General features: G+C 51.5%; 14 protein-coding genes and 2 pseudogenes. 3 read left to right on the top strand and 13 right to left on the bottom strand.

What is annotated here, in order from left to right; all coding sequences use genetic code 11:
• Positions 1–217, top strand: a pseudogene (locus A9587_RS10980) (IS4 family transposase); the annotation flags it as partial.
• Between the two features lie 13 nt (positions 218–230).
• Positions 231–608, top strand: a pseudogene (locus A9587_RS10975) (DUF1202 family protein); the annotation flags it as partial.
• Between the two features lie 64 nt (positions 609–672).
• Here the strand turns inward: A9587_RS10975 and hemW are convergent.
• The 5 genes from hemW to yggS are packed head-to-tail and all read right to left on the bottom strand — an operon-like array spanning position 673 to position 3,978.
• Positions 673–1,809, bottom strand: a complete 1,137-nt coding sequence (gene hemW, locus A9587_RS10970; RefSeq protein ID WP_000239972.1) for a radical SAM family heme chaperone HemW — start codon at positions 1,807–1,809, stop codon at positions 673–675.
• On the bottom strand, positions 1,802–2,395 hold the full coding sequence (locus A9587_RS10965; RefSeq protein WP_001174757.1) for an XTP/dITP diphosphatase: 594 nt from the start codon (positions 2,393–2,395) through the stop codon (positions 1,802–1,804). The genes hemW and A9587_RS10965 overlap by 8 nt, the downstream gene beginning before the upstream one ends.
• Before the next feature lie 7 nt (positions 2,396–2,402).
• Positions 2,403–2,693: a DUF167 family protein YggU gene (yggU, locus tag A9587_RS10960; protein ID WP_001277217.1), complete on the bottom strand. Its 291-nt coding sequence runs from the start codon at positions 2,691–2,693 to the stop codon at positions 2,403–2,405.
• Entirely contained in the window at positions 2,690–3,256 is a 567-nt protein-coding gene (gene yggT, locus A9587_RS10955) for an osmotic shock tolerance protein YggT (protein ID WP_001094831.1), read from the bottom strand. Before yggT ends, yggU begins: the two co-directional genes overlap by 4 nt.
• Before the next feature lie 17 nt (positions 3,257–3,273).
• Positions 3,274–3,978, bottom strand: a complete 705-nt coding sequence (gene yggS, locus A9587_RS10950) for a pyridoxal phosphate homeostasis protein (RefSeq protein WP_016262525.1) — start codon at positions 3,976–3,978, stop codon at positions 3,274–3,276.
• Positions 3,979–3,995: 17 nt separating this feature from the next.
• On the opposite strand from yggS, the gene A9587_RS10945 reads away from it, so the two are divergent.
• Positions 3,996–4,976: a PilT/PilU family type 4a pilus ATPase gene (locus A9587_RS10945; protein ID WP_001517057.1), complete on the top strand. Its 981-nt coding sequence runs from the start codon at positions 3,996–3,998 to the stop codon at positions 4,974–4,976.
• Between the two features lie 163 nt (positions 4,977–5,139).
• Here A9587_RS10945 and ruvX read toward each other — a convergent pair whose 3' ends face one another.
• From ruvX to metK, 8 genes are all read right to left on the bottom strand, one after another.
• Positions 5,140–5,556: a Holliday junction resolvase RuvX gene (ruvX, locus tag A9587_RS10940; RefSeq protein ID WP_000017106.1), complete on the bottom strand. Its 417-nt coding sequence runs from the start codon at positions 5,554–5,556 to the stop codon at positions 5,140–5,142.
• Complete coding sequence (locus A9587_RS10935; protein WP_105263543.1) at positions 5,556–6,119, bottom strand: YqgE/AlgH family protein; 564 nt, start codon at positions 6,117–6,119, stop codon at positions 5,556–5,558. The genes ruvX and A9587_RS10935 overlap by 1 nt, the downstream gene beginning before the upstream one ends.
• Before the next feature lie 108 nt (positions 6,120–6,227).
• On the bottom strand, positions 6,228–7,178 hold the full coding sequence (gene gshB, locus A9587_RS10930) for a glutathione synthase (protein ID WP_000593301.1): 951 nt from the start codon (positions 7,176–7,178) through the stop codon (positions 6,228–6,230).
• Positions 7,179–7,190: 12 nt separating this feature from the next.
• Positions 7,191–7,922 carry a 16S rRNA (uracil(1498)-N(3))-methyltransferase gene (rsmE, locus tag A9587_RS10925; RefSeq protein ID WP_001517055.1) on the bottom strand — a complete coding sequence of 244 codons (732 nt, stop codon included), beginning with the start codon at positions 7,920–7,922 and terminating at the stop codon, positions 7,191–7,193.
• Positions 7,923–8,002: 80 nt separating this feature from the next.
• On the bottom strand, positions 8,003–8,710 hold the full coding sequence (gene endA / locus A9587_RS10920) for a deoxyribonuclease I (protein ID WP_000286521.1): 708 nt from the start codon (positions 8,708–8,710) through the stop codon (positions 8,003–8,005).
• A gap of 94 nt (positions 8,711–8,804) precedes the next feature.
• Positions 8,805–9,302: a SprT family zinc-dependent metalloprotease gene (locus A9587_RS10915; RefSeq protein ID WP_000856773.1), complete on the bottom strand. Its 498-nt coding sequence runs from the start codon at positions 9,300–9,302 to the stop codon at positions 8,805–8,807.
• A gap of 76 nt (positions 9,303–9,378) precedes the next feature.
• Complete coding sequence (gene galP, locus A9587_RS10910) at positions 9,379–10,773, bottom strand: galactose/proton symporter (protein WP_001517053.1); 1,395 nt, start codon at positions 10,771–10,773, stop codon at positions 9,379–9,381.
• A gap of 481 nt (positions 10,774–11,254) precedes the next feature.
• A complete protein-coding gene (metK, locus tag A9587_RS10905) occupies positions 11,255–12,409 on the bottom strand; it encodes a methionine adenosyltransferase (protein WP_001062125.1) in 1,155 nt (384 codons plus the stop codon).
• Positions 12,410–12,455: the final 46 nt, after the last annotated feature.

The raw sequence follows: 12,455 nt of genomic DNA, 5'->3' as shown, positions 1-12,455 counted from the left end.
ACTGAGTTTCTCAGAATCATGCGGAATGGTGATGAGAATGCTGATGACATTGCAGGGCGCTTCACCGGGACGTATACCGGAGCTGATGCGCGATCTTGCAAGTATGGGACAACTTGTGAAATTACCGGCAAGAAGGGAAAGGGCCTTCCCGAGAGTGGTAAAGGAGAGGCCCTGGAAATACCCCACAGCTCCGAAAAAGAGCCAGTCAGTTGCTTAACTGACTGGCATTACAGCAACGGGATGCGTTTAATAAACAGAATGATAGCGAGGTGTTCGCGGCTAAATATGACAAAGAGGTCTATCAACCGGCGATTGCGGCATGTCATAAACAGAGTGAAGAGTGTTATGAAGTGCCGATTCAGCAGAAACGGGATTTTGATATCAACGAGCAGCGGCGACAGACTTTTCTGCAATCACAAAAACTCAGCCGTAAATTGCAGGATGACTGGATAAAGCTTGAAAAAGGGCAATATCCGTTAACGATGAAAGTTTCGGAAATAAACAGTAAAAAAGTCGCGATTTTGATGAAGATTGACGATATCAACCAGGCTAATGAACGCTGGAAAAAAGATACCGAACAACTGCGGCGTAATGGGGTGATTAAGTAATTTTTGCGATGATGCATGGCTTGTAGCCGGATGTGGCGTTTACGCCGCATCCGGCAGAACAAGTTTACTCGGCCAGAAACAGTTCCAGCAGTGAATTTAAAAACAACTTCCCATGTTCCGTTATCTGCCAGTAATCCGCACATTCGGTGAGATAACCCTGAGCGATAGCCTCGTCTAACTGAGAGCGAATCACTTCTTCGCAAAGGCCGGTATACTGGCTAAACTCCACGCGTGGCGCGGCCTCCAGCAAACGGAAGCGATTCATAAAGAACTCGAACGGCTTATCAGCGGCTTCTACATCACGCTGGCTTTCCAGATAACGCCCCTGCATAAAACCACGCGGGTGACGCGTTTTGGTGGTACGCAGAATGCGCCCGTCCGGGAAGGTCACTTTGCCATGCGCGCCGCAGCCGATGCCGAGGTAGTCACCAAATCGCCAGTAGTTGAGATTGTGTTGGCATTGATAACCCGGTTTGGCGTAAGCGGAGGTTTCATATTGCTGATAACCCGCTGCGGTTAATAACTGATGCCCCTGTTCGAAAATATCCCACAGTGCGTCGTCGTCCGGTAGCACCGGTGGCCGCGAACCAAACAACGTATTGGGTTCGATGGTCAACTGATACCAGGAAAGATGCGGCGGATTTAGTTCAATGGCCTGGCGCAGATCGCCAAGCGCCTCTTCCAGTGATTGATCAGGCAACCCGTGCATCAAATCAAGATTAAAACTACGCAGCCCCAGCCCGCTTGCCAGATTCGCTGCCCGTTTCGCTTCTTGCGGGCCATGAATGCGTCCAAGTCGTTTCAGCTTTTCTTCGCTAAAACTCTGCACACCAATGGAGATGCGGTTCACACCGGCACGCTGATAATCAACAAAGCGATCGGCTTCTACCGTACCAGGATTCGCTTCCATAGTAATTTCTGCATCCGCTGCCAGCGGCAAACGCGCACGCACGCCGTCCAGCAGCGTTTGCATCGCCGGGCCAGAAAGCAGGCTCGGCGTACCACCGCCAATAAATATTGTCTGCACTTCACGACCCTGAGCATAAGCCACATCATTGTCCAGATCGTTAAGCAGATGCTGAACATAATCGTCGTGCGGCACTTCTCCTTTCAACGCGTGAGAGTTGAAATCGCAGTACGGGCATTTCTGCACACACCACGGGATGTGAATGTAGAGACTGAGCGGCGGTAACTTAACCATTACGTAGCGCGTCCAGCAGCAGTTTCAACGCCTGACCACGGTGGGAAATGGCACTCTTCTCTTCGCGAGTCAGTTCGGCAGCGGTTTTGCCTTCAGAAGGCACGAAGAAAATCGGATCATAACCAAAGCCACCAGTACCAGCAGGTTCACGGGTAATCACGCCAGGCCAGCAACCGTGGCACACCAGCGGAGTCGGATCTTCCGCATGACGCAGATACACCAGCACGCAGTGGAAACGTGCCTGACGTTGGTCGTCCGGTACGTCTTTCAGGGTTTCCAGCAGTTTTTGCAGATTCTTTTGATCGGTTGCGTCTTCACCGGAATAACGAGCGGAGTAAATCCCCGGCGCTCCGCCAAGCGCATCAACCGCAAGACCGGAATCGTCGGCAATCGCCGGTAAACCGGTCGCTTTTGCCGCGTGGCGCGCTTTCAGGATCGCGTTTTCGATAAAGGTCAGGCCGGTCTCTTCGGCGGAATCGACGCCAAGTTCCGTTTGGGCCACGATATCAAGACCGAAGTCGCTAAGCAGCGACGCCAGCTCACGCACTTTACCGGCATTGCCGGTTGCGAGGACAACTTTTTGCATAGGATACCTAATTAATTAACGCCGCGATTTCTGGCGGGATTTGTTGCGGATTAATGATTTTAATTTGTTTGTGGCGGCCAAGTTCGCCTTTTTCAATCACCACCTGGCTTTTCGCGACCCGGAACTGCTTACCGAGAAACTTCACCAGATGGTTGTTGGCCTGGCCGTCGACCGGCGGTGCGGTAATGGCGACTTTTACTTCGTCGCCATGTAAACCGACAATAGAATCACGGCTGGCTTTCGGCTGGATATAAAGCCGTAATACCAGACCGTCATCGTTTACTGTTACGGCACTCATAACGCCATCCACAGCCCCGGCAGCAGCATGTTTCCGGTTGCCTGTAATACTTCTGCGACACCCATATTGATGACATACAGCAGCAGTACGAGGATCATTGGTGAGAAATCAATCCCTCCCATTGCCGGTAGCAGGCGGCGAATCGGACGCAGTAGCGGATCGGCAAGCTGGATCAGCACATATTCAATTGGGCTGCGACCCTGACTTACCCAGCTCATTATCGCCATCACCAGCAGTACCCAGAAGATCAGCAGGCCGATAGTTTTCAGCAGAATCAGCAAACCGGCAATCCAGATGATCGGCAGGAAGGTTACGACTTTGAACAGGACGATGGCTTTGATGAAACTCAAAATGTACGCCACCAGCAGTGAGGCGCTGTCAATCGGCCCCATTGCCGGAATAACGCGGCGCAGTGGCCCGATAATCGGCTGCGTCACCTTCACCACAAACTGTGAGAAGGGGTTATAAAAATCACAATGAGCCCACTGCATCCAGATGCGTAATAACAGCACCATGGTATACAGCTCAATGACCGTTGAAAGCAGGAAAGTCAACGTATTCATGGCGTTCCTTTAATTCCTTATTTTTTAGAGTAATCACGTGCACCAAAGATAGCAGTGCCGATGCGAACCATCGTGCTACCTGCCGCAATGGCGGCTTCCATATCATCTGACATCCCCAGAGAGAGGGTGTCGACATGCGGGTAGCGCGTTTTCAGTCCGGCAAATGCTACAGCCATTTGGCGTGCAACTTCAAACTGCCTTACATATTCTGACTCTGGCGCGGGGATCGCCATTAGCCCGCGCAGGCGTAAACGCGGTAGTTCTGCGACCGCTGCTGCCAGCTCGTCCAGCTCTGCCAGTTGAATGCCTGACTTACTGTTTTCATCGCTAATGTTGATTTGAATCAGTACGTTAAGAGGGGGAAGTTCTGCCGGACGCTGATCGTTAAGACGGGTGGCGATACGCAAACGGTCGATGGTATGACACCAGTCGAAATGCTCTGCCACCAGACGGCTTTTATTAGACTGCAACGGGCCAATAAAATGCCACTCTAATCCTGTTACGCCCAGTTCCTGAAAGTGGCGAATTTTATCTACCCCTTCCTGAACATAGTTTTCACCAAATTGACGCTGCCCCGCGTCGATGGCTTCTGCGATGGCGCTCGCAGGTTTTGTTTTACTGACTGCAAGCAGCGTAATTTCTTCTGGAGAACGGCCGCAACGCGTTGCAGCCGTTGAGATTTTGTCCCGAACCTGTGCCAGGTTATGCGCAATATCGTTCATTTTCCGAGGATCTTAGTATGAATATGGAAGAAATTGTGACCCTTAGTGTAAAGCATAACGTCTCGGATCTACACCTGTGCAGCGCCTGGCCAGCACGATGGCGCATTCGAGGGAGAATGGAGGTCGCGCCGTTTGACGCGCCAGACGTCGAAGAGTTGTTGCGGGAGTGGCTGGATGACGATCAACGGGCGATATTGCTTGAGAATGGCCAGCTTGATTTTGCGGTATCGCTGGCTGAAAACCAGCGGCTACGAGGCAGTGCGTTTGCGCAGCGGCAAGGCATTTCTCTGGCGTTACGGTTGTTACCTGCGCATTGCCCGCAGCTCGAACAACTTGGCGCGCCGCCGGTATTGCCGGAATTACTCAATAGCGAGAATGGCCTGATTCTGGTGACGGGAGCGACGGGGAGCGGCAAATCGACCACACTGGCGGCGATGGTTGGTTATCTCAATCAACATGCCGATGCGCATATTCTGACGCTGGAAGATCCTGTTGAATATCTCTATGCCAGCCAGCGATGCTTGATCCAGCAGCGAGAGATTGGTTTGCACTGTATGACGTTTGCATCGGGATTACGTGCGGCATTGCGGGAAGATCCCGATGTGATATTGCTCGGAGAGCTGCGTGATAGCGAGACAATCCGTCTGGCGCTGACGGCGGCAGAAACCGGGCATCTGGTGCTGGCAACCTTACATACGCGCGGTGCAGCGCAGGCGGTCGAGCGGCTGGTAGATTCATTTCCGGCACAGGAAAAAGATCCCGTGCGTAATCAACTGGCCGGTAGTTTGCGGGCGGTGTTGTCACAAAAGCTGGAAGTGGATAAGCAGGAAGGGCGCGTGGCGCTGTTTGAATTGTTGATTAACACGCCAGCGGTGGGGAATTTGATACGCGAAGGGAAAACCCACCAGTTGCCACATGTTATTCAAACCGGGCAGCAGGTGGGGATGTTAACTTTTCAGCAGAGTTATCAGCAGCGGGTGAAAGAAGGGCGCTTGTGAGGCTAAAGCGGCTGATTAGCATCGTAAATATGCCTGATGCGACGCTGACGCGTTTTATCAGACCTACAATCGTTGCCAAATGTAGGCCGGATAAGGCGTTTACGCCGCATCCGGCAAGATGGGCGATGACGCTATCTACAATTTGCCAGGCTTGCAAATCGCCTTAATATCCCTGCTCAAAATAACTTTCGAGAATGATAACCGCAGAGGCAGAGTCGACTTTGCCTTTGTTGAGCGCCCGATAACCGCCCTGTTCAAACAGGCCGGAACGCGCTTCCACGGTGCTAAGACGTTCGTCATGTAGCTTTACTTCAACACCGAAACGACCATGAATACGGTTGGCGAATTTACGCGCCCGGGCGGTTAGCGGTTGTTCGGTGCCGTCCATGTTCAGCGGCAAACCGACGATGATTTCGTCTGGCTGCCACTCTTTCAACAAACGCTCGATAATATTCCAGTCCGGCGTACCGTCCTGCGCTTTAATCGCAGGCAAAGGGCGAGCGGTGCCAGTAATGCGTTGACCAACCGCTACGCCAATGCTTTTGGTGCCGAAGTCGAAGGCAAGTAAAGTCCCGCTCATCAGGCGTGTCCCGCCACATCAGGCATGGTAAGAATATCAACACCAATCAGCCTTGCCGCATCGCGCCAGCGGTCGGCTATCGGTGTTTTGAACAGAATATTCAGATCTGCCGGAGCGGTTAGCCAGGCGTTGTCGAGAATTTCTTGTTCCAGTTGGCCTTTATCCCAGGAGGAGTAACCCAACGCAACCATCACGTCAGAGGGTTGTTTATCGGTGCCGAGCGTTTCCAGCACATCACGGGAAGTGGTCATCACCGTGTTGTCTGAAATGCGAATACTGGAAGTAAAATTTGATGGTGGAGTATGCAAAATAAACCCACGATCTTCAGCCAGTGGGCCACCGAGCATAACAGGCTTGTCCAGACGGATTGACTCATCACGCGGCTCCGGCATGATCTTTAATTTTTCCAGAATCCCTTCAATTTTAAGATTTTCCAGAGGCTTGTTAATGATAATCCCCATTGCACCCTCTGGATTATGTTCGCAAATGTAGACCACCGAACGACGGAAAATCGGATCCTGGAGAGCAGGCATGGCAATAAGAAAGTGATGCTGTAAATTCATTGTCAGAGGTTCTGTTTCCTGGTTCAAAAAAGCAACAGCGCCCAGTATGCGTGGAAAGACGGGCGCTGTCACTCATAGTCTCAACGAGATCCCTCTCGTTAAGCTGGGTTATCGTTGCTGTAAACGTGCTTCGATGGCATCCATTAGCATTCCGGTGATCGAGACCGGAAACTCTGCTTCAATCTCACGAATACAGGTTGGGCTGGTGACGTTAATTTCAGTCAGGCGGTCTCCGATAATATCCAGGCCAACAAAAATTAGCCCTTTTTCTTTCAGCGTCGGCCCTACCTGGCGGGCGATTTTCCAGTCACTTTCAGTTAGCGGACGAGGTTCGCCGCGACCACCGGCAGCCAGATTGCCACGGGTTTCGCCACCCTGCGGAATACGCGCCAGGCAGTACGGTACGGGCTCGCCATCCACCACCAGAACGCGTTTGTCGCCATCTTTAATGGCAGGCAGGTAATTTTGCGCCATGCAGTAGCGAGTACCGTGCTCAGTCAGGGTTTCGGCAATCACGCCGAGGTTCGGATCGCCTTCTTTCACGCGGAAAATCGACGCGCCACCCATGCCGTCCAGCGGTTTAAGGATAATGTCAGTGTGCTTTTCCCAGAACGCTTTCAACTGTGCTTTATTACGCGTGACCAGCGTTTCTGGTGTTAAGTCAGAGAACCAGGCGGTAAACAGTTTTTCGTTACAGTCGCGCAGGCTCTGTGGCTTGTTAACGATCAACGTTCCTTTCTCTTCAGCACGTTCCAGAATATAAGTGGCGTAGATAAACTCGGTATCAAACGGCGGATCTTTACGCATCAGGATCACGTCGAGATCGGCCAGTTGCAGATCCTGCTCACCCGTGAACTCGTACCATTTATCGTAGTTCTGTTCGACGCTCAAAGTACGGGTACGAGCGCGAGCCTCACCATTGATCAAATAGAGATCGCCCATCTCCATATAGTGAAGTTCGTAACCACGACGTTGTGCTTCCAGCAACATAGCGAAACTGGAATCTTTCTTGATGTTGATGCTTGCGATGGGGTCCATCACGATGCCGAGCTTGATCATTATTTTTCTCCGTTAGCCCAGATCACCAAAACGTACTTGTAGCGCAGTTATGGCGGTGAGCGCAGTTGTCTCTGTACGCAAAACGCGAGGTCCCAGCAGGATATCAGTAAATTGATAGCGGGCAGTCATGGCAATTTCATCTGCTGATAATCCGCCTTCCGGGCCAATCAGCAGGCGGATGCGTTCGACCGGCAACGGCAGCGTGTTAATGCTGTTACTGGCGCGCGGGTGAAGATTCAGTTTCAGTCCTTCATCTTGCTCTGCACACCAGGCTTCCAGATCCATTGCCGGACGGATCTCCGGCACCCGGTTACGACCACACTGCTCGCAGGCGGCAATCGCAATTTTCTGCCACTGCTGGAGCTTCTTGTTCAGACGTTCGCTATCCAGTTTAACGCCGCAGCGTTCAGAAAAAAGTGGCGTAATGAGGCTTACTCCAAGTTCGATCGATTTCTGGATAGTGAATTCCATTTTTTCACCGCGTGACATTACCTGACCGAGATGAATATGCAGAGGCGATTCACGATCGTCGAGCTGACCTTCCAGCACGTTAACTTCCACGCTTTTTTTGCTGGCGCTGGTAATCTCTGCGTCAAAGACCTGGTTGCTACCGTCAAATAACTGTAACGCCTGACCAGGCCCCATACGCAGTACACGGCCGATATGGTTAGCGGCATCTTCGCAAAGTGCAATGTGCGAGTTGCTGATTAATGGTTCAGGATGATAAATGCGGGGGATACGCATGGTTAAAAATCCGCGTCGTCTCCCCACGCAGTTGCCTGCGTGGGGTAGGGGTTTAACAAAAAGAATCCCGCTAGTGTAGGTTAGCTCTTTTGCGCCTGGCAAGCGCGTTGCACATACGGGTTATGATTGCCTTGCACCTTTGCAATGCGTTCGTCGCGCTCGCACTCCCAATCGGTGACCGGATACATCTTGTTCCAGGCGTTAAACAGTTGCGTTTGCTGGCGTGAGAGTGTCAGGTTGTACTGGTCACGCATATAGAAATAAGTTCTGGCAATGATGCCTCGCGTATGAGCTGGTGGTTCCGCCACTTTTTCTTTGAAATCCACCTTCATGGCGCACTGTCCATACTGACCCTCGCCACCATTCCACTGACTGTACATAAAGTTGCCGCGATCGCCGTTCACTTCGCCTATCGAGGGCTGCAGGTTATGCATATCGCTTTCCATTTTGCGATAAACCGGATCTTTGGCGCAGTTTTTACGTCCGCCGTCTTGCCAGCATTGACGCTGGTGGCCGAACTGCCAGGCGGGAACCACGTGTTCCCACTCCACACGACTGGCGCGATTTTCATTTTTGCGTACCTGATATCCGCATGACTCCAGATCCACAACGCCTTTTTTACCCTGCCAGTTGATTTTACAGCCGCAGTAAAATGTTCCCGGTGCGTCAGCATAGACTTTTACTGCCGCATTTTTCGCCTGGGAAAAACTATTGATGCCTTCGGCCAATACCTGGCCGGAAAATGCTGCGCTCAGTATCACCGCAGCAACAGACAAATAACGGTACATCATTTACTCCGTGTTAAAACGAGCCAGCAACGTAGCGAAAGTTGTTTTACTATGCAATCAGCCAGATCAGGAAAGTTCCTGATAGTTCAGGTGGTTATTTCGCAACCAGTTGTTCGCCGCAATGAACGCAGCGATAGACGGCCTCTCCACGCACCACACGGTTATGGCGGCGCACGGTAAGCTGATGCTCCTGGCATTTACAGCGGTAGGGGAAGGTGTTGCGGCGTACGGATTGTAGCTCAAATTGATGCGTGCGGCGGGCGGGAACACCCAGCACACTTTCCATCATCCATTTCCACTCTTTGCCATGCGGTGCCACGCGACCAAAGTGTTTCCACACCAGTAAATGCGCCAGCTCGTGCGGTACGACTTCTTCTATAAAAGCTTCGCTGTTTTCCATCAACAGCACCGGATTGAGACGAATTTCATAGCTGTCCAGCCAGGCAGTACCGGCGGATGTACCACGCTGGGTGTAAGCGATTTTTGGCTCCGGGTAATTACGCTCCAGCTTCAGGTTGGCCTGGGCGAGTTTTTCCCGCAGACGACGCATAACGGCCTGTTGGATGGCGATAGGGAGACGGGGCGTTTTCATAGCGGCTGAGGATAAAGCGAAGAAAAGATGACTGCAAGAGGTGGCTTCCTCCGCGACGGGAGGAAGCCAGAGACGATTAATCGTGAGCGCCGATTTCGCGCAGTTTACGACCCTTCATCAGATTACGTTCAATGTGTTCCAGCGAAACGTGTTTGGTTTCCGGTACCAGCCACAATGTCAGCAGGATAAACAACACGTTCAGAGCCGCATACACCCAGAAGGTGTTGGCGTTGCCCAGCGTGTTGAGCATAGTCAGGAACGTTGCGCCGACGATCATGTTGGCAATCCAGTTGGTGGCGGTGGAGCAGGTGATGCCAAAATCGCGGCCTTTCAGCGGCTGAATTTCAGAACACAGTACCCAAATCAACGGACCTGCGCTCATGGCAAAACCGACAATAAACATCAGCAGCATGGCAATGGCAAAATACTGCGCCGACGGTGAGTGGATACCGATATGCATCATCGTACCCAGTATGCCCATGCCAGCAGCCATTACCATGAAGCCCAGCGTCAGCGTCGGTTTCCGTCCCCAGCGGTCAACCAGACCAATAGCGATAAAGGTGGCGAGTACGTTGGTCAGACCAACGATCACTGTCCCCCACATTTGCTCGGTAGTATTGGTATAACCCGCCAGTTCGAAGATTTTGGGCGCGTAATACATGATGACGTTCATCCCGGTGAATTGCTGCATCACCTGTAACAGCACGCCAAGGAATACCGCACGACGGAAGTTGCTGTTTTCTTTAAACAGTGCCCAACCGCTCTGTTTGACCTGCAAACTTTCACGGATTTCATCCAGTTCGCGTTTCGCTTCCGCGCTGGTGTCGCGCAGGCGCAGCAGCACGCGTTCGGCATCAACAAAACGGCGTTTGGCGGCAAACCAACGTGGGCTGTCTGGCAGGAAGAAAACACCAATCAGTAGCAGAATTGCCGGGATGATAATCACACCCAGCATCCAGCGCCATGCGCCGGTGTAGCTGAAGGCGGTATCAGAAAGATAAGCGCCGAGAATGCCGATGGTAATCATCAACTGATACATCGAGATCATACTGCCACGAATTTTCTCTGGCGCAATTTCGGAGAGGTATAGTGGCGCGGTATAGGAAGCAACACCCACCGCCAGACCCAGCAGAACGCGAGAAAGAATCAGTACTTCAACGTTTGGCGCTGCGGCTGAGAACAGCGAACCAGCAACAAACAGAATAGCGCCGATCATCAGGCTCTTTTTACGTCCGAGTTTAAAAGAGAGCCAGCCGCTACCCACCGCACCGACTGCCGCACCAAACATCATGGAGCTTACGACCCATTCTTGCGTGTGCGAGGTAATCTGGAATTCATCTGCAATAAACGGCAGTGCGCCAGCAATTACACCGATATCCAGGCCAAAGAGTAATCCCGCCAGAGCGGCAAGGAAGCAGACGAAAAACGTCATTGCCTTGTTTGACCGCCCCTGTTTTTTAGCGTCAGGCATGATGCCCTCCAATATGTTATTTTTTATTGTGAATTAAGATAGGTGAGTACGACGCAAAAAGATGTGAAGCATGTCACATCAGTGTAATCGCTTACACTAACATTTATAGTGGTTATAATTTAAGTACATGAAAACAATTGAGTTATAACATCATAGATTAAGCGAAGTTATCTGCAATTAAGACTTTGCTGAAAAGAAATGTAACAATCATGAAAACTGAATAATATGATGAAAATATTATAAATACTGGGTTGCTATGGTTGGTGTAATCGGTTTCAGTTGTTGTGATGAACTACGGATAAACGTGTTCAGCAACGGAATGTTGCTATCGTGTGGGCGGCTTTTGCCGGATGCGGCGTGAACGTTTTAGCCAGCCTACATGTAGCAATGGTTGTAGGCCTGGTAAGCGTAGCGCATTGGGCATTTTTTAGAAAAGAAAAAGGCCAGTGCGAGGCTGGCCTTAGAAAGTGGGGATGAAAGATTATTTCAGACCGGCGGCATCGCGCAGTAGCTGCGCTTTGTCGGTTTTTTCCCACGGGAAATGCTCGCGACCAAAGTGACCATATGCAGCGGTATCTTTATAGATTGGGTGCAGCAGATCCAGCATCTTAATCAGACCGTATGGACGCAGGTCGAAGAACTCGCGCACCAGCAGGGTCAGTTGTTCAGTAGGGACTTTCTCAGTACCGAAAGTTTCTACCATGATGGAAGTCGGTTCAGCCACGCCGATCGCGTAGGAAACCTGAATTTCACAACGGTCAGCCAGACCCGCTGCCACGATGTTTTTCGCAACATAGCGTGCTGCGTAAGCTGCGGAACGGTCCACTTTGGATGGATCTTTACCAGAAAATGCGCCGCCACCGTGACGAGCCATGCCGCCGTAGGTATCAACGATAATTTTACGCCCCGTCAGACCGCAGTCACCCATCGGGCCGCCGATAACAAAACGTCCGGTCGGGTTGATGAAGAATTTGGTTGCGGAAGTCAGCCATTCTGCTGGCAGGATCGGCTTAATGATCTCTTCCATTACCGCTTCTTGCAGGGATTTCTGATCGATATCTTCAGAGTGCTGGGTGGAAAGCACTACTGCATCGATGCCAACGATTTTGCCGTCGTCATACTGGAAAGTAACCTGGCTTTTTGCGTCCGGGCGCAGCCACGGCAGAGTGCCGTTTTTACGCACTTCAGCCTGACGTTGTACCAGACGGTGTGCATAGGTGATTGGCGCAGGCATCAGCACATCGGTTTCGTTGGTGGCATAGCCAAACATCAGCCCCTGGTCGCCAGCGCCTTGTTCCAGCGGATCAGCACGATCAACGCCCTGGTTAATGTCAGGGGACTGTTTGCCGATAGCGCTCAGAACCGCACAAGAGTTAGCGTCAAAGCCCATGTCGGAATGCACATAGCCAATTTCGCGAACGGTGTTACGGGTGATCTCTTCAATGTCCACCCAGGCGCTGGTGGTGATTTCACCGCCAACTAAAACCATGCCGGTTTTTACGTAGGTTTCGCAAGCAACACGTGCTTTCGGATCCTGTTCGAGGATCGCATCTAAAACGGCATCAGAGATTTGGTCAGCAATTTTGTCAGGATGCCCTTCAGAGACGGACTCGGACGTAAAAAGGTGTTTTGCCATATTTAATATCACCTAAAGAGAATTTAGTTAGCTCAAACTGTTGTGT

The sequence above is a fragment of the Escherichia sp. MOD1-EC6162 genome (assembly GCF_002965125.1).
GTDB lineage: Bacteria > Pseudomonadota > Gammaproteobacteria > Enterobacterales > Enterobacteriaceae > Escherichia > Escherichia marmotae.
The sequence above is the reverse complement of the archived record's forward strand: the minus strand, read 5'-3'. Positions and strand labels throughout refer to the sequence as shown.